Origin of the sequence: Falsiroseomonas selenitidurans, assembly GCF_012103215.1 — a bacterium.
Taxonomy (GTDB): Bacteria; Pseudomonadota; Alphaproteobacteria; order Acetobacterales; family Acetobacteraceae; genus Falsiroseomonas; species Falsiroseomonas selenitidurans.
Genome location: NZ_JAAVNE010000011.1, coordinates 1 through 17,378, shown reverse-complemented (window position 1 = coordinate 17,378; position 17,378 = coordinate 1). Strand labels below are relative to the sequence as shown.

9 protein-coding genes are annotated in these 17,378 nt (G+C 73.5%); 2 read left to right on the top strand and 7 right to left on the bottom strand.

The genetic code is table 11. The features are described from left to right. Positions 1-10: 10 nt before the first annotated feature. Both HEQ75_RS08855 and HEQ75_RS08850 read right to left on the bottom strand, forming a co-directional pair. A complete protein-coding gene (locus tag HEQ75_RS08855) occupies positions 11-1,429 on the bottom strand; it encodes an MFS transporter (RefSeq protein WP_328733490.1) in 1,419 nt (472 codons plus the stop codon). Further along, positions 1,426-2,910, bottom strand: a complete 1,485-nt coding sequence (locus HEQ75_RS08850; protein WP_168029402.1) for an AMP-binding protein — start codon at positions 2,908-2,910, stop codon at positions 1,426-1,428. Before HEQ75_RS08850 ends, HEQ75_RS08855 begins: the two co-directional genes overlap by 4 nt. A 98-nt stretch (positions 2,911-3,008) precedes the next feature. On the opposite strand from HEQ75_RS08850, the gene HEQ75_RS08845 reads away from it, so the two are divergent. Both HEQ75_RS08845 and HEQ75_RS08840 read left to right on the top strand, forming a co-directional pair. Next, positions 3,009-4,718, top strand: coding sequence for a hydantoinase B/oxoprolinase family protein (locus tag HEQ75_RS08845; RefSeq protein ID WP_168029400.1), 1,710 nt, complete (start codon positions 3,009-3,011; stop codon positions 4,716-4,718). Beyond that, positions 4,718-6,772: a hydantoinase/oxoprolinase family protein gene (locus tag HEQ75_RS08840; RefSeq protein WP_168029398.1), complete on the top strand. Its 2,055-nt coding sequence runs from the start codon at positions 4,718-4,720 to the stop codon at positions 6,770-6,772. The genes HEQ75_RS08845 and HEQ75_RS08840 overlap by 1 nt, the downstream gene beginning before the upstream one ends. Positions 6,773-6,820: 48 nt before the next feature. On the opposite strand, the gene bcsD is transcribed toward HEQ75_RS08840, so the two are convergent. From bcsD to HEQ75_RS08815, 5 genes are all read right to left on the bottom strand, one after another. Further along, positions 6,821-7,303, bottom strand: coding sequence for a cellulose biosynthesis protein BcsD (gene bcsD, locus HEQ75_RS08835; protein WP_168029396.1), 483 nt, complete (start codon positions 7,301-7,303; stop codon positions 6,821-6,823). Between the two features lie 13 nt (positions 7,304-7,316). Further along, positions 7,317-11,189: a cellulose biosynthesis protein BcsC gene (locus HEQ75_RS08830; RefSeq protein ID WP_168029394.1), complete on the bottom strand. Its 3,873-nt coding sequence runs from the start codon at positions 11,187-11,189 to the stop codon at positions 7,317-7,319. Beyond that, positions 11,186-16,084, bottom strand: a complete 4,899-nt coding sequence (gene bcsA, locus HEQ75_RS08825) for a UDP-forming cellulose synthase catalytic subunit (RefSeq protein WP_168029392.1) — start codon at positions 16,082-16,084, stop codon at positions 11,186-11,188. The genes HEQ75_RS08830 and bcsA overlap by 4 nt, the downstream gene beginning before the upstream one ends. Then, entirely contained in the window at positions 16,081-16,881 is an 801-nt protein-coding gene (gene bcsQ / locus HEQ75_RS08820; protein ID WP_168029390.1) for a cellulose biosynthesis protein BcsQ, read from the bottom strand. The genes bcsA and bcsQ overlap by 4 nt, the downstream gene beginning before the upstream one ends. 19 nt (positions 16,882-16,900) lie before the next feature. Beyond that, the coding region (locus HEQ75_RS08815; RefSeq protein WP_209318445.1) for a hypothetical protein at positions 16,901-17,378 on the bottom strand (478 nt) is incomplete at its 5' end.

The window sequence follows — 17,378 nt, the reverse complement described above, 5'->3', positions numbered from 1 at the left end:
CGCGCCGCAATCAAGCCGGCGGCAGCGCCTTGTGGCCGGAAACCCGCGCCCCGGCATCGGGGGCCAGGCGCAGCGCGCCCGGCAGCATGGAGAGGATGACCAGCCCGGCGAGGACGAAGCCCATCTGGAATTCCGCCAGGCCGGGGCTTTCCGTGCCGTGCCAGGCCATGCCGGCCGACAGCGTCAGCGACCCCAGCACCACGCCCAGCGCCACGGAGAATTGCTGCAGCGTGCCGGTCATGGCGGTGGCCGCCGCCAGCTTGTTGGTCGGCACATCGGCGAAGGCCATGGTGGCCATGGAGGTGAATTGCAGGGACCGGGAAAGCCCGCCGGCCGCCAGCACCAGGAAGATGGCAATCGGCGGCCAGGACGGCGTGAACAGGGCGCAGACCGCCACCCCGGCCGCAGCCAGCACCGTGTTCGCCACCAGCACGGTGCGGAAGCCGAAGCGTCGCAGCACCGGGCGGATCAGCGGCTTCATCACCAGCGCCCCCAGCGCCGTGGCGAAGGTGACCAGCCCGCTGGCCGAGGCCGAGAGCCCGAACACCAGCTGCAGCGTCAGCGGCAGCAGGAAGGGCAGCGCGCCGGCGCCGATGCGGAACAGCGTGCCGCTGAGCATCGGCATGCCGAAGGTGGGGATGCTGAGCAGCCCCAGATCCACCGCCGGCCGCGTGGCGCGCCGCGAATGGCGGATGGCCGCCAGCGTCACCGCCGCCCCCAGCCCGAGCATGGCGAAGGTCACCCCTTGCGGCACGATGGGCCGCCCCACCGTCTCCAGCCCCGAGACCAGCAGCGCGAGCGACAGACCCCACAGCGTCAGCCCCCTGCCATCCAGCGGCCCGGGGTCCTGCGGTTCCAACTCCGGGATGAAGCGCCAGACCAGCAGCAGGCCAATGGCGCCGACCGGGATGTTGATCCAGAACACCGCGCGCCAGGACACCATGTCCGTCAGCAGCCCGCCCACCGGCGGACCGAACACCGGGCCGAGCAGCGCCGGCATGGTCAGCCACGTCATCGCCGTCAGCAATTCCTCCTTGCGGACGCGGCGCAGCAGCAGCAGTCGGCCGACCGGCACCATCATCGCCCCGCCCAGCCCCTGCAGCACCCGCGCCGCCACCAGCGTGCCCAGCCCCTGCGACAGCCCCACCAGGGCGGAGGCGCCGGTGAAGACCACGATCGCCAGCATGAACACCCGCCGCGGCCCGAAGCGGTCCGCCACCCAGCCCGAGACCGGGATGAAGACGCAGAGCGCCACGAGGTAGGAGGTGATGGCGACGGACAGATGCACCGGGTCCCGCCCGAGATCCGCGGCCATGGCCGGCAGCGCGGTGGCCACCACGCTGCTGTCCAGATTCTGCATGAACAGCGCGCTGGCGACGATGGCCGCGACGATGCGCGGGTCGCGCGGCGCTTTGGCGGTCTCGCTCACCCGGCCGCCATCTCCCGCAGCTTCGCGCGCTGGATCTTCGGGCCGTTGGGCCCGTCCACCACGGGAAAGGCCGCCAGCGCCACGATCCGCGCCGGCTGCTTGAATCTGGCCAGCGACCGGCGCGCCGCCGCGGCCAGGGCGGCCTCGCTGTAGCCCGGGCCGGGGATGACGAAGGCCACGGGCCTGCCGCCGGCCTCCACCACCTGGGCCGCGGCGACGCCGGGCTGGGCCTGGAGGAACCCCTCGATCTCCTCCGGCGAGACCAGGAAGCCGCCGATCCGCAGCGCGTCGCCGCGCCGCGTCAGGAAGCCGAAGCCGCCATCGGCCTGCGCCGCCGCCAAATCGCCGCTGCGGAACCAGCCCTCCGCGGTGCGGGCGGCGGCCGTGGCCTCCGGATTGCCCAGGTAGCGATCGAACAGGGAGGGGCCGCGCAGCAGCAGTTCCCCATCCTCCGCGATGCGCCAGGCGGCCGCCGGCGCGAAGGGGTGGCCGCCGCCCACCGCGCGATGCGGCCCGGCGGGGGCTTGGCCGGCGAACAGCGCCTGGGCCTCGGAACTGCCATAGACGCCGCGGGCAGCCAGGCGCAGCCGGTCCGACTCCGCCAGCACGCGGTCCGCCTGGCCGTGGAAGCCGGCGAAGCCGGTGAAGGCGAAGGGGGCGTAGGGGCGGCTGCCGGCGGCCTCCGCCAGCTTCAGCAGCAGATCGTCGCCGCCCACCATGTGGGTGATGCCGCCGGCGCGGATGGCGGCATCGGCCTCCCTCGCCTCGAACCGCTCCAGGCAATCGATGCGCGCGGCGCCGGCCAGGGCGGCCAGCGCCGCGGTCAGCCCGAAGGTGCCGCAGAGCGGCACGGCGGCCAGCAGCGCCGCGCCCGGTGCCGCCGTGCCGATCGCCGCTGCCACGTCGCCCGCATGATGCGCCAGGCTGCGCTGGCGGTGCAGCACCAGCTTCGGCCCGGCGGTGGTGCCGCTGGTGGTGAAGGTCAGCGCCTCCGCCTCCGGCCGCGCCCAATCCGCGGCCTCCGCCCCATCCAGCAGCGCGGCACGGGGCAGCACCGGCAGGCCGGCGAGGCTGCCCGCGCCGAGCCCATCCATGCCCAGCACCAGCCGCAGCGAGGGCGGCGGTGCCGGCAGCACGGCGGCGAGGTCGACGGTGGCGAAATCCCGCGCCACGGCGATGGCCACCGGCTGCGCCCGGCCGAGCAGGTTTTCCAGCTCCGCCTGGCGGAAACGCGTGTTCAGAAGGATGGCGCAGGCCCCGCGCCGGGCGAGCGCGAACAGCAGCAGCAGAAAATCCGGCCGATTCGGCAGGAAGATCGCCACCCGGTCGCCCGGCCCGATGCCCGCCCGTTCCAGCCCGCCCGCCAGGCGCCGCACAAGCGCCGCCGCCTGCGCCCAGCCGAGGCCGGGGAAGGCCGGCGCATCCGGCCGCGTGGCGGCGCTGTGCTCGATCAGCTCGGTGAGGGTCGTGGCGCGTTCCATTCTTCCGCATGATGCGACTGCACGGCGCGCACCGCCAGACCACCCCGCGCGCGGCAGCCCCGCTTGACGCGCCGCGGCCGGGGCGTGACGGTCATCCCATGCCGAATGCAACGCCCGATCCCGTCACCCTCGCGGTGCTGGAAAACCGCTTCCGCGCTGTGGTGGAGGAGATGGGGGAGGCGCTGCTGCGCACCGCCACCTCCCAGATCCTCAACTCCTCCCGCGATTTCTCCATCGCGCTGTGTGACGCGCGGGCGCGGCTGGTGGCGCAGGCGGACCATATCCCGGTGCATGTCGGCGCCATGCCCTTCGCCGCCCAGGCGGTGCTGGACGCCTTCCCGGGCCAGATGCGGCCGGGCGACACCTTCCTGCTGAACGACCCCTGGCATGGCGGCAGCCATCTGCCCGACCTGACCATTGTCTTGCCCGTCTTTGACGGGCCCCGGCGCGATTCAGACCCTCGGCCTGCGGCCCCGGATCATCGGGACGGGAATGTCGACCCTGATTTGGTCTTCCTCTGCGTGGTCCGCGCCCACCAGTCCGACATCGGCGGCGCCACCCATGGCGGCTACAACCCCTCCGCCACCGAGATCTGGCAGGAAGGCATCCGCATCCCGCCGATCCGGCTGGGCGAGGGCGATACGCTGCGCGAGGATCTGGTCGCCATGCTGGCGCTCAACACCCGCATCGCGCGCGACTTCCGCGGCGACCTGATGGCGATGTGGGGCGCCGCCAGGCTGGGCGCGAAGCGGCTGCAGGCGCTGCTGGCCAGCCACGGCGCCGCGACGCTCGCCGCCGCCACCGATGCCATCCTGGACCTGGCGGAAGCCCATGCCCGCCGCATCATCGGCGGCTGGGAAGACGGCACCTGGCAGGGCGTGGCGCTGCTGGACGATGACGGCCATGGCGCGGAGGACATCGCCATCCGCGCCACCGTCACCAAGCGGGGCGACAGCCTGACCGTGGATCTGACGGACAGCGACCCGCAGACGCTCGGCTTCGTCAATTCCTCCTGGCCCAACACCGTCTCCGCCGTGCGGATGGCGCTGGCCTATCTGCTGGACCCGGAGGTGGCGAAGAATGACGGCGCCTTCCGGCCGCTGACGGTGCTGGCGCGCGAAGGCACCGTGGTGCGCGCCGCCCCCGGCGCGGCGGTGACGCTCTGCACCAGCCATTGCTCGAACGAGATCGTGGAGGCGGTGGTCAAGGCGCTCGCCGCCGCCTGCCCGGACCGGGCCATGGGCGGCTGGGGCCGGCGCTTCCGCATCGCCATCCAGGGCGAGGACCCGCGCCGCCCGGGCCGCCGCTTCGTCTGGCACCTGTTCCATGCCCGCCCCGGCGGCGGCGGCCATGCCCAGGGCGATGGCTGGTCCGGCGTCGGCGAATGGCATTCCGCCGGCGGGCTGAAATTCGGCAGCGTTGAGATGGCGGAGGCGCGCTTCCCGCTGTTCTTCCGCCGCCATGAATTCCTGCCCGGTTCGGCCGGGGACGGGCAGTTCCGCGGCGGGCTGGGCGGGGAGCTGGAGCTGGTGGTGGAAACCTCCGGCCCGGCCCGCGCCAACACCGCCGGCGACGGTGCCCGCCACGGCGCGGCGGGCATGCTGGGCGGGCAGGATGGCGCGCCGCACCGCTACACGCTGATCCCCCGCCAGGGCACGCCGCGCGACCTGCGCACCAAGGAAACCGGCGTGCAGCTGGCGCCCGGGGACGTGATTCATGTGCGCTCCGGCGGCGGCGGCGGCTGGGGTGACCCGGCCCGGCGCGAGCCCGCCGCCCGCGCGGCGGATGCTGCGGAAGGTGTGGTCTGATGCGCGCCCCCTACCGGATCGGCTGCGACGTCGGCGGCACCTTCACCGATGTCGTCTGCATCGGCGCGGATGGCGAGACGCTGCTCGCCAAGGCCGCCACCACGCCCGATGACCAGTCCCGCGGCGTGCTGGATGGCCTCGGCGTGCTGGCCGGGATGCTCGGCCTGCCCCTGCCCGACCTGCTGGCCGCGACGGAGCGCCTGGTGCATGGCACCACGGTGGCGACCAACGCGCTGCTGGAACGCCGCACCGCGCGCATCGGCCTGCTGACCACCGAGGGCCATCGCGACGTGATCGAGATGCGGGAGGGTCTGAAGCCCGAACGCTACGATCTGCGCCTGCCGCCCCCCGCGCCCCTGGTGCCGCGCCGCCTGCGCCTGCCCCTGCGGGAGCGCCTCCGCGCCGATGGCGCGGTGGCAGTGGCGCTGGACCCCGCCAGCCTGGAGGCCGCCATCGCCGCGCTGCGGGCGGAGCAGGTGCAAGGCGTTGCCATCTGCCTGCTGCACGCCTGGCGCGACCCGTCCCATGAACAGGCGGCCGGGGCCGCCATCGCCGCCGCCCTGCCCGGCACCTATGTGACGCTCTCCTCCGACGTGCTGCCGCAGATCAAGGAGTTCGAGCGTTTCTCCACCACCGTGGTCAACGCCGCGGTCGGGCCGATCGTCGCGGGCTATCTCGGCCGGCTGGAAACCCGCCTGGCGGAGGCCGGGCTGCGCGCCCCGCTCTTCGTCATCCTCTCCCATGGCGGGGTGGCCCCGGTGGCGGAGGCCGCGCGGCTGGCCGCCGGCACGGCGCTCTCCGGCCCCGCGGGCGGGGTTGCCGCCGGGCTGGCGCTGGCCCGCGCCGGGCTGGGGGCGGACCTCGTCACCTTCGATGTCGGCGGCACCTCCACCGATGTCGCGCTGATCAGCGGTGGGGAAGCCGCGCTGGGCCGTGGGCGGATGGTGGGCGGGGAGCGCATCGCGCTGGAGAGCCTGGACATCGTGACGCTCGGCGCCGGCGGCGGCTCGCTCGCCCATGTCGGTGCCGGCGGGATGATGCGCGTCGGCCCGCGCAGCGCCGGCGCGGTGCCCGGCCCGGCCTGCTACGGCGCCGGCGGCACCGAACCGGCGGTGACGGACGCGAACCTGGTGCTGGGCTACCTGGACCCGGCGCGCTTCCTGGGTGGCAGGCGGGTGCTGGACCTGGCGGCAGCGGAAGCGGCGGTGGCGCGGCTGGGCGCGACGCTGGGCCTCGGGATGCTGGCCTGTGCCGCGGGCATCCATGCGCTGGCCAATGTCGCCATGGCGGATGGCATCCGTGTCGCCACCGTGCGCCGCGGCGTCGATCCGCGCGGCTTCTGCCTGCTGGCCTTCGGCGGCGCGGCGGGGCTGCATGCCAGCGCCGTGGCGCGGGACCTCGGCATGCGGCGCGTCGCCGTGCCGCTGCTGGCGGCCGGGCTATCCGCCTGGGGGATGCTGCAGACCGACCTGCGCTACGAGGTCGCCCGCAGCCTGGTCGGCGCCGCCGGCCTGCCGGAGGAACCGGCCCTGCGCGCCCTGTTCGCGGAGCTGGAAGCCAGCGCCCGCGCCCGCATGGCCGAATGGATGGATGGCGAGCCCGCCATCCGCCGCAGCGCCGACCTGCGCTATGGCGAGCAGGTCTTCGAGGTGGGCGTGCCGCTGGATGGCGTGGACTGGCCGGCCCCCGGCCTGCCCGCCGCGCTCGCCGAGGCCTTCCATGCGCGGCACGAGGCGCTGTTCACCTATGCGCTGCGCGGCGAGGAGGTGGTGCTGGTGACGGCGCGCGTGGCCGCCATCGGCCGCCTGCCGTCGCTGCCGGCACCGGCGCAGGTGGCCGGCGAGCCTGCCGCCCCGGTGGCGACCCGCCGCGCCTTCGTGGCCGGCGCCCTGCGCGACCTGCCGGTCTTCGCCTTCACCGAACTGGCGCCGGGGCAGCAGGTGCCCGGCCCGGCGATCGTGGAGAGCGACACGACCACCGTGCTGCTGCTGCCGGGCGACGTCGCCCATCTGGATGCGCGCGGCTGGCTGGAGGTGGCGGTGGAGGAGGGTTAGGCCGCAAAAGCCCTCTCCACCCGCAGGGGGGAGTGGGCTTATCCCCTTTCAGGCGGCGCGGCCGTAGTCCAGCCTGGCTTCGCCGGCGGTGTAGGTGGCGATGACGGGCACCAGCTCCGCGCTCGCGCCCGGCTGCTGCGACAGCCAGCCGGCATAGAGGCCTTCCAGCACCGCAGCCACCCAGCCGCCCTCCGCATCCTGACCGGCGCCGACCGCCGGGGCGGCGGCGTGGGTGACCAGCAGGCATTGCCGTTCGATGTCCACGGCCAGCTGGCAATAGCCCCATTCCGCCGCGCCCAGCGCGTCGTTCATGTGGCCTTCCAGCCCCTTCAGCGTGTCGCAATGCGGCAGCGGCATCGCCTCCGCCATGCGGCGGCCGATGGCGCGCATCAGCGCCGCGCGGCCGTCCTGGTCCAGATGCTCGTCCAACGTCTCCACCAGGGCACGGACGAAGCTGCGCCACTGCCCGGACACGCCGCGGCGGGCGAGGTAGGCGGCGGTGGCCGGTTCGGTGCGCTCAGCCTGTGTCATGCCCGGGTCCCGTTCAGCGATCGAAGCGATAGCGGGCATAGACCAGACCGCGCGTCTCGCTCCAATCCGCCGCCTGGTCGAAGCGCAGCGCGCCGCCGATCCGCAGCTGCGGCGTCAGCATGTATTCGAGGTCGCCGCGCAGCCCGCCGGTCAGGCCGGTCTTGGTCTGGCCGGCATAGAAGGCGTCCACCCCCGTCTCGCTGTTGGCGCGGGCCTGAAGCTGGGCCTGCAGCGCCGCGTCGTTCGGGAACAGCTCGGCCCGATCCTCGGTGAAGGTGGTCAGGCCGATGGAGGCGCCGGCGCGATAGGTGAAGTTGTTGGATCGGCCCCGCCAGTCGATCGGCACGTTCGCGGCGATGAAGCTCTGCGGGCTGAAATAGCCGCCATGGCCCAGCGTGAAGAAGCGCAGGTTCTTGTCATAGGCGAAGTAGACGAGGTCCAGGCCGGTGACCAGTTCCTCGGTCGCGGAGCGCCAGATCGGCGTCTGGAAGCCGGCCCCGGCTTCCATGCGGCTGTTTTCCGCCACGCCCTCGCCGGTCATGCTGAAATAGCCGCCGGCGACGTAGAAATTGGTGTCGCCGCTGGCGAACTCCACCTGCACGCGGCCGCCGGTGCGCACCACGCCGCCCCAGATGCTGCCCTGCCCCGGGTCGCGCAGGCCGCCCCAGGACAGCAGGCTGTCCGTCATCGCCCGGCGTTCCGCCGTCACCCGCAGCCGCACCCCGTCGCCGATCTCGGGCGCGATCTCGATGCCGCCGACCACGTTTTCCTGCAGGAAGCCCAGCGGGGTGGTGCCGATATCAACGGCGAAGCCGCCGCGCGCATAGGCGGCGCCGAGCGCGACGCCGGACTGGCTGCTTTCCGTTTCGCTGGCCTGGCTGGCCTGCTGCCGCGTCAGCGTGCCCTGCGACCCGGGCAGGGTCAGCGGGAAGCTGCCGAAGCGGCGCATCGCCGGCAGGGTGCCGGACAATTCCCCATTGTCCAGCGCCACGGCGCTGGCGCGGGCCGTCAGCCGGCCGCCGATGCCGGGCATGGCAATGCTGCCTTCCGCGCCGACATGGCTTTCGGTCAGCGCATCGATGCCATCGTCGCCGGAGCGCACGCGCATGCCCAGCGCCGGCGTGATGCGCGGCGCCGCTTCCTCCCGCACCTCGGTCAACTGCCGAGTGATCTCGCTCAGCAGCGGGTCGGTGGCCTGCGGCGCGGCGCCGAAGCCCTGGATCTGCGCGAATTGCTGCCCCGGCATGGTGGTGGCCGGCGCCTGCGACAGATCCTGCCCGGCCAGCGGCACGCGGCGGAACGGGTTCTCATAGCCCGGCTGCGCCGGCTGCCCCGGCACGGTGGCCTGGGGCGAGGCGGTGCCGCCCAGCAGGCCAGGGGTGGCGGTGACGCCGATCTGCTGGCGCCGCATCGCCGCCGCCTGTTCCAGCGCGGCACGGGCGCGGCGCTGGTCGCCCCAGCCACGCGCCAGCCGCGCTTCCAGCAGCGGGATGCGCGGGTCGTTCGGCATCAGCGCCCGGCCTTCGGACAGCAGCGCCTCGGCCCGCGACCAGTCGCGGTTGGCGATGGCGGCGTCCATCGCCGCCTGCCGCGCATCCGTGTCGCGCGGGTTGCGCGACAGCACGGCCTCGGCGATGCGCCCGGCCTGCTCCGGGTCCCGCGCCCCCTGGTACAGCCGGGCGAGCGCCAGGTTGGCGGCCGGGTTTTCCGGGTTCTGTCGCAGCGTCGGCAGCAGCGCATCGAAGGCCGCGGCCTGGTTGCCCGCCTGGTTCAGCTGGTCCGAGGCGCGGATCGACAGGCCGGCGGAGATGCTGTTGGCCTGGCGGCGCTGGTCCGCCGTCAGCCGCCCGGCATCGATGGCGGCCGCGGTGTTGGCGGCTTCCTGGTTCAGCCCGGCTTCCAGCAGCGCCGTGGCGGCAGCCAGCTGGGCCGCCGGCGCCTGGCCGCGCGCCGCGATCGCATACATCCGCGCCGCTTCCTGTGCGCCGCGCGTGTCGTTCAGCGTGGTCAGCGCCCGCACCGCGGCGGGGCCGGCTTCCCCGGTGGGGTCGCGCCGGCCGGCAATGGCGATCAGCCGCTGGCGGGCTTCCGCCCGCCGCCCGGCGCGGGCGAGGCCGACGGCGGATTGCACCTCCGCCTGCACCCGGGCGGAAGCCAGAAGACGGTTCTGGTCCGCGTTGCGGGCGCGCGCGGGGATGCGGTTCAGCAGTTGCACCGTGTCGCTTGGGCGGTTCTGCTCCAGCGCATAGATCGCGGCGGCATGGATGGTGTCCGGCGTCGCCCGCGTGGCGACGCTGGCGCCGATCAGCTGGTTGGCTTCCGCCGCCCTTCCGGCGCGGGCCAGCAGCCGCGCGAGATCCAGCCGCGGCCAGGGATTGGACGGGTCGTTCTGGATCGCGGCCCGCAGCAGCGCCGCGGCGGCTTCCGGGTCATCCGTGCGCAGCGCCTCGGCGCGCAGCGCATCGGCGCGGACCTGTGGCGCGTTGGTGCCGCCGATGCGGCGATAGACTTCCTCGGCCTCGGCGAACTTGGCCTGTTCCTGCAGCGCATTCGCCAGGCCGGACAGGGCCGCGCCGAAATTGCTGCGCCGCGCCAGCGCAGCGCGGTAGCGCTGTTCGGCCACCGCGGCATTGCCCTGGCGCAGCGCGATGTCGCCCAGCAGGGCCTCCGCATCCGGCCGGTCGCCGCCATTGCGGGCGACGATGCGCGCCAGCAGCGGCTCGGCCTGGGAGAAATTGCCCGCGGCCACCATGTTGCGCGCCGCCTGGATGTCGGGACCGGGGGCGCCGCCGCCACCACCACCCGGCGCCGCCGGGCGCTGGCTGGCGCCGCGCAGCGCCTGTTCCCAGGAGGAGCGGCGGGAGGGATCGGCCTCGATCGCCGACTGCAGCAGCCGGCGCGCATCGGCCTGGCGGCCCTGGCGCAGCCGGATCAGGCCCATGCCGCCCAGCCCGTCCGCGTCGTTCGGCTCCGTCGCCAGCACGGCGGTGAAGCGTTCCTCCGCCTCCCGCAGCCGGCCGGCGTTGAAGGCCGCCCAGGCCTGGACCTTGGCGTCGCCCACCACGTCGGTGGGCCCCTGCGGCGGGTTGCGCGCTTCCTCCAGCCGGCGCTGGATCTCGGCGTCATTCGGGAATTGCTGGAGATAGCCTTCCAGCGGCTGCACCGACTCCGGCCCCGGGCCCATCCAGGTCAGGGCCTGGCGCCAGGCGGCGGTGGCGCTCTGCTGGCTGTCCGGTCGGGCGGAGAGGCGGCGCAGCGCCTCGATCCCCTGGGCGCGGGTTTCCTCGCGATAGGTCAGCACCTGCGCGTTGGCCAGCTGCACCGCGGTGTTGGTCGGGCTGCGCGCGGCCAGGCGGCCGAGGCCCTGGCGCGCCTCGGACCAGCCGCTCTCGGTGCCGGCCAGGGCCTGGTAATATTCCAGCGCGAAGCTGTCCGGCACCGGGGCCCCGCCGAACAGGGCGCGGTAGCGTTCCACCGCTTCCGCGTTCCGCCCGGCCTGCGCCAATTGCCGCGCCTGGGCCAGCGCCCCGGCATCCACGGTGGAGGTGCGCACCGCCACATCCGCCTGCAGGGTGCGCGGGTCGGCCGGTGCCGCCTGGCGCAGCGTGCCCAGGGCTTCCTGCGCCTGCGCGACATTGCCCTGCTGTGCCTGCGCCTCGGCGATGCCGGCCAGCGCCTCCGCGTTGCGCGGGTCCACCTGCAGCACGCGCTCCAGCGTCCGCACCACCTGGTCCGGGCGGTTCTGCAGCTTCCAGTAATTCGCCTGGTCCAGCAGGGCTGCCACGCCACGGTCCTGCGCCAGGGCCGGGGCGCCGGCCAGGGCGGCGGCCACCAGCGCGGTGCCGAGCAGCGCGGCGCGTGTGCTCCGCTTCGGGAAAAAAATCATGTGGTCCTCGTCCGGAGGCGGATCGCAGCGCGGCGGCGCAGGGCCCAGTAGGCGGGGATCGCGACGATGGCACAGGAGATGCCCAGCAGAAGCAGCAGCAGGTCCGGCCGGGTCTGCAGGAAGTATTGCGGCCAGATATAGGGCGGCAGCGCGCCGACCGTGTAGTGCCCGCCCAGGTTGAATCCGCTGATCCGGCCGGCGGACAGGATCGCGAGGTCGCCCTGCACGCGCGGCGCCTGCTCCGGGTCGCGCAGCGCGGCCAGCATCTGCTCCAGCCCCTGCGGCGTGGTGCCGGTGAGCGCGACGATGGACTTGCCGGAGCGCAGCGGGCTTTCGAAGCCCATCAGGATGCCCAGCCCATCGCCCGGCGAGGTCAGCATGGCCTGCGCCTGTTCGCGCGCCACCCGCGGCTCGTCACCCAGGAACAGGTTGCGGAAGCCTTCAAGCGCGTCCGGCAGGGCGACGGACATGCGGTTGCCATCCAGCACCACCGGCCCGTCGCGGCCCAGCAGAGTCTCCAGCGCCGCCTGCCGGCCGAGCGTGCCGATCACCAGCAGGTCGCGGTTGGCGACGCTGTCCAGCGCCGCGGCACGCACCACCTGCAGCCCCGTGGTGGCGTGCCCGACATGCGACGCCAAGCGGCCCATCAGCGTCAGGAAGGCGGAGAGTTCCACCTCGTTCGGGCGGTCCGGCAGCACCGCGGCGGTGTCGCTGAAATCGGCCATGCGGGTGAAGGGGAAGCCCGAGCCGGCGAAGAAGGCGAGGTTCGGCAGGGTGGCAAAGCGATAGGCGTCGGACAGGTCGATGGTGCTGTCCGGGTCGATCCCGGCGCGCACATCGGCCGGCACGGCGATGCAGTCGCCGCGGTGCAGCGGGCGCATGTCGAAGCGCATCTGCAATTCGTTCATGCCGAAGATCAGGTAGGGCGGCAGGCCGAAGCGGCTCGTCATCCGCTCGCTCTGGCCCAGCTGGCTGGTGAGCAGCGAGACCGGCCAGGGCGCCTCGGCATCGCGCAGCGGCAGGCTGCGCAGGTAGATGTCGTTCAGCGCGATGTCGAGGCGGGAGACCGCGACATCCATGATCGGCCCGGGCGGGGAGCGGTAGTGCAGCTCCACCGGCAGCGGCCGGCCGCGCCAGGTGTAGAGGTCGGGCGCCGTGCGGAACGGCACGGAGATCGGGCCGGGCGCATAGCCGAAGGCCTGCAGCTCGGAGGGGTCCACCAGCTCGCCCAGCCGCACCGGCCGGTCGCTGCGCACCCAGCGCGGCGCGTCATAGGGCTGGCGCGCGGGGATGCTGATGGGCTGCACCACGGCGACCTCGCCGGCCAGCGCTTCCTTGCTGCCGGCCAGCACCACCGCGGCCTGCTGCGCTTCCTGGCCGCTGCGGCCGCCGATCACCAGGATCAGGCCGAAGCGGTCGGTCGGGTTCGGCACCAGGGCCAGCGTCGGGCCATCGAAGCGCGGCAGGGCGAGGCCCGGCACGCTTTCCTGCCCGCCGGCCACCACCACCGCATTGCCGCGCTGCGGCAGGGTGAAGGAGACGGGGAAGCTGGCGCCGCGGTAATCCGCCTGCACCGCGAACCAGGAGGCGACGGTCGCCGCCGCGGCCAGCGATTCATTGCTCGCCTGCTCCGGCACCACCACCGGCAGCGACAGCGGCTCGCGCAGCAGGCGCGGGTCGAAGAAGGGCTCCGGCAGGCGGGCCAGGTCGCGCTGCAGGGGCAGGCGCTCCAGCGTCAGCTGCAGGGTCGAGAGGTCGGAGATGTTGGCCCAGAGCAGGCCGGAGAGCGGGTCGTTGCACTCCACCGTGTAGCGGCCGGTGAAGCGGAAGTTCAGCCGGTTCAGGTCGGCGAAGAACACCGGGTTGATGGGGAATTCCAGCGGGCCGAAGGCCGGCCGGTTGCGGTCCGGGTTGATCACGCCGACGAACTGCTCGTTCAGCGCCATCGCCACCTGGCTGTATTCCGGGATCAGCGCCGGGCTGGTCGCGCCCTGCAGGACCAGCCGCGCGCCGGTGACAACCTCGTCACCGCGGACGCCGAACAGCACGCCCTGAAGGTCCGAGGTGCCACGCATCTGCATCGGCGCGCGCAGGCCAAGCTGGCGCAGCGTGCGGGTTTCCGTGCGGGTGGAGCCGAAATCGCCGGTCGGCGCGCCGAAGCTGCCGATGATCGGGCCGCCCTGGAAGCCGGGCTGCGCCGCCGGCAGCGGCGGCAGGCCGGTATTGGCCGTGGTCGTGCCCGGCAGGGTGGAGGGCGCGCTGGGGCCGGGCTGGCCGAAGGGCGAACCCGGCTGCGCCGTGCCCGGCTGCCCGAAGGGCGTGCCCTGCACCTGCAGCGGCACGGTGCCACCCTGCGGTGCGCCGAACGGGGCCGGCTGGCCCTGCGGCGCCCCGAACTGCGCCGGCTGGGCGCCGAACTGGCCCTGCGGCGTGGCGCCCAGCGGCACGGCGCCGGCCTGGGTGCTCGGCGCGCCGAAAGTGCCGACGCCCGGCGATTGCGGCGTGAGCGTCAGCGGCAGGCCCTGCGGGCCCGGCTGCAGCGGCGCCGGTGGCGGCGGCGCGCCGCGCAGGTTCACCTGCGCCTGCGCCAGGCCAGGCAGGCCGAGCGCCAGCGCCAGGAGAATGGCGGCAGCGCGGCGGATCGTGCTTTCGCCACGCGGGCGGCGGGCGGGCGTGGCCGTTGCCGCCTCACCGGCTTCCACCGCGGCACCGGCGGCGGTGTCCGCCCCTGCCGGCGGCTCGACGCGCACCACCACGCGGTTGCGCCGCTGGCGGCGGGTGAAGAAGGAGAACTGGCTGTCGCCGCGGAACAGGCCGCCGATCGAGCGCGCCACCTCGCCCAGGCTGCGCAGCGGCTTGTCCTCGCGCACGTCGTCCCAGTCCACCCACGCATCGGCGCGGCCGAGCACGGCGCGCACGATGTTGCCCTCGTCATGCAGCGTCTGGGCCGCGAAGCGCACCTGCATGCGGCCCTCCTGCCAGCGCAGCACCTCGGCCGGGATGGCGACCCATTCCGGGCCGACATCCAGCTCGAGCGTGATGCTGGCATCATCCGGCACGTCCGCCGGCCGCTCGATCGCCACCGCGGCGCCGCCCAGGGACAAGTCCATCGTCTCGCCTTCCACGACCCGGCCATCGGCCAGGACCACATTGGCCGCCACCACCGCGCCGACGCGCGCTCGCTCGCGCACCTGCCGCCGCTCCCGGCCCACCGCCAGGCCCGCCAGCACCACGACGAAGGACAGCACGGCCCAGATCATGTTCAGGGCGAAGGCCTGGAAATCGAGGCTCTCCACCGCATTGGTGGTGAGGCCGTAGATGCCGGACAGGATGCCGGCGACCAGCGCCAGGGCGAGCACCATGTTCGGGCCCACCGCGCGCAGGTCGAAGAAGCCTTCCTGCAGCGTGCCGCCCTTGTCGGTGACGTTGAACTTGCCCTTCTTCGGGTCCAGCAGCGTCGCGAGCATGACCGGGATCAGGTACAGCGCCAGCACCGTCTCGTAGATCTCGGACCAGAAGCTGTGCCGCACATGGCCGGACAGGCGGCTGGTGGCGCCCACCGAATGCAGGATGTGTGGCCCGGCATAGGCCAGGATGGCCAGCGGGGAGGCCGCGATGATGCTCTCGCCGAACAGCAGGAAGGCCAGCGGCGCCGTCAGGAAGACGAAGCGCGGCAGCGGGAACAGGAAGTGGAACTGCGACATGAAATAGCAGCAGCGCTGGTACAGCTTCAGCCCCGGCCCCATCATCGGGTTGTCGATTCGGAGAATCTGGATCATGCCGCGGCCCCAGCGCATACGCTGGCCGATGTGCAGCATCAGCCGTTCCGTCGCGAGGCCCGCGGCGAGTGGCACGCGCAGATAGGCTGTGCGCCAGCCGCGCCGCTGCATCTTCAGCGAGCAATGGCAGTCTTCCGTCACAGTCTCGGTCGGCACGCCGCCCACTTCCAGCAGCGCCTCGCGCCGGATCACGGCGCAGGAGCCGCAGAAGAAGGTGGCGTTCCACAGGTCGTTGCCCTGCTGCACCATGCCGTAGAACAGCAGGCCCTCATTCGGGACGCGCTGGCCGGAGGCCAGGTTCCGCTCGAACGGGTCGGGCGAATAGAAATGGTGCGGCGTCTGCACCATGGCCAGGTCGCGGTCGCGCAGCAGCCAGCCGACCGTCAGCTGCAGGAAGGCGCGGGTGGCGACGTGGTCGCAGTCGAAGATGCAGATGTACTCGCCATTGGTGACCTTCAGCGCGGCGTTGATGTTGCCGGCCTTGGCGCCCTTGTTGTCGGCGCGAATCAGGTAGTTGCAGCCGACCTGTTCGCAGAAGCGCCGGAATTCGTCGCGGCGGCCGTCATCCAGCAGGTAAACGTTCATCTTGTGGCGCGGCCAGTCGATGGCCAGGGCGCCATAGATGGCCGGCTTCACGATCTCCAGCGGCTCGTTGTAGCTGGGGATGAAGACGTCGATGGTCGGCCAGTCCTCCGGGTCCTCGGGCAGCGGCACCGGCTTGCGGTCCAGCGGCCAGATTGCCTGGAAATAGGCCAGCAGCATGGTGGAGACGGCGTAGACCTCGGCCAGCAGAAGGCCGGTGCCGAGGAAGGTCTGCGAAAAGCTGGTGAATTCCAGCGTGTCCACCAGGCGCCAGTAGATATACCGCATGGACACCAGGCAGGACATGAAGACGACGAAGATCGTCATCGCCCGGCCGGGGATGCGGTTGGCCACCAGGTACAGCAGGAAGCCGGCGACGGCGAGCCAGGCCTGCTGCTCCGCCGCCAGCGGCGCCACCATGAAGGTCAGGCCGATGACGACGGCCAGGGCCATCAGCGGCCAGGCGACCCAACTGCGGGCCCAGGGGCCGCTGCGGAAGGCCCGACCCCGGCGCAGCGACTGCGCAAAGCTCATCGCGCGCCCCAGCCCATGCTGAAGGCTTCAGGCGCCGCCGGCAATGCGGCTTCAACGGCGCGGGCGATGCCACGGATGTCTTCCGCCGCGCGCGAGTCCGGGGCGATCTCCTGCACCAGCTTCTGCATCGCCAGCGCCTCCGCCATGGTTTCATCCCGGCTCACCGCGCCGAGCAGGCGCGGGCCGAGGTGACGCGCCACGGCATCGGCCGCGGCGCGCGACAGGCGGGAATTCAGGTCCACCTCGTTCAGCACCACCCGCAGCCGCCCGGCGAACAGCGCCGCCATGGTGCCCGAGCCGAGGAAGCGGCCGCTGTCGATGTCCGGGATCAACGCCGCGCTGATGGCTTCCGCCTGCAGCACCGCGATGACCATCGACGCCATCGGCACCAGCACCGCCAGGGCATGCGACGGCCCGGGGGAGGTATCGGCGATCACGGTCAGGCCGGGGTCGGACAGGATGGAGCGCATCGGCGCCGCCAGCAGTTCCGGGTCGCGTTCCAGCGCCGCGGCCAGGCCCAGCGCGCCGCGCAGCTCCATGGCGCCATGCGGGAGCACCATGACGCCGGAGGCGGTCTCCCGCACGCAGGCGCGCCAGTCCGGCCGGCGCGGCAGGTCGGCGGTGAAGCCGCCCATGTCGGTCAGCGGCACGCCGAAATGCAGGCGCAGCGTGTTCTGCGGATCGAAATCGACCACCATCACCCGGCGGCCTTCGCGCTGCAGCGCGTCAGCCAGGTTGGCGGTGAGGGTGGTCTTGCCGACGCCGCCCTTGGGGGATGCGAAACAGATCAGCGGCATGGTCGGAGACAGCCTCCCGTCAGGTCGTGGCGCCGTCTGCGGCCGGGGGGCGGCGCAGGGCGAGAAATGCGTCGGTGGTTTCGGCCGGGTCGCCGGCCAACAGGCGCAGCAGTTCCGGCAGGGGCAGATCGATCTCGGCGGCGGCCAGGATCGCAGGCAGTGGCGCCGCCGGGGGGGCGGCCGGGGTGGCCGGCGGGGCGGCGGCGGCCATCGGCTCCGGCTCCGCCATCCGGCGCGGCAGCAGGCCGCCCGGCAGGTCCAGCGCCTCGATCAGCGGGAACAGCATGGCCGGCTGCGCCGACGCCACCGCCGTGCCGGCCGCGTCGGGGGTGGCGACAGCGAGTTCGGCCAGGGTGGACAGGGCGGGACGGGGCGCGGCGTGCAGCGGCATGTCGCCGGCGCGCAGCAGCGTCATGTCCTCCACCCCGAAGCTGCGCGGGGCGGCGGGGGCCGCGGCGGCGGCGGGTGCCGGCGTCCAGCCCCGCGCCGCCGGCACC

Bases quoted from the DNA above. Each gene is read 5' to 3' on its own strand.
- HEQ75_RS08850 (WP_168029402.1), bottom strand. From the start codon at position 2,910: ATGGAACGCGCCACGACCCTCACCGAGCTGATCGAGCACAGCGCCGCC.
- HEQ75_RS08845 (WP_168029400.1), top strand. From the start codon at position 3,009: ATGCCGAATGCAACGCCCGATCCCGTCACCCTCGCGGTGCTGGAAAAC.
- HEQ75_RS08840 (WP_168029398.1), top strand. From the start codon at position 4,718: ATGCGCGCCCCCTACCGGATCGGCTGCGACGTCGGCGGCACCTTCACC.
- bcsD (WP_168029396.1), bottom strand. From the start codon at position 7,303: ATGACACAGGCTGAGCGCACCGAACCGGCCACCGCCGCCTACCTCGCC.
- HEQ75_RS08830 (WP_168029394.1), bottom strand. From the start codon at position 11,189: ATGATTTTTTTCCCGAAGCGGAGCACACGCGCCGCGCTGCTCGGCACC.
- bcsA (WP_168029392.1), bottom strand. From the start codon at position 16,084: ATGAGCTTTGCGCAGTCGCTGCGCCGGGGTCGGGCCTTCCGCAGCGGC.
- bcsQ (WP_168029390.1), bottom strand. From the start codon at position 16,881: ATGCCGCTGATCTGTTTCGCATCCCCCAAGGGCGGCGTCGGCAAGACC.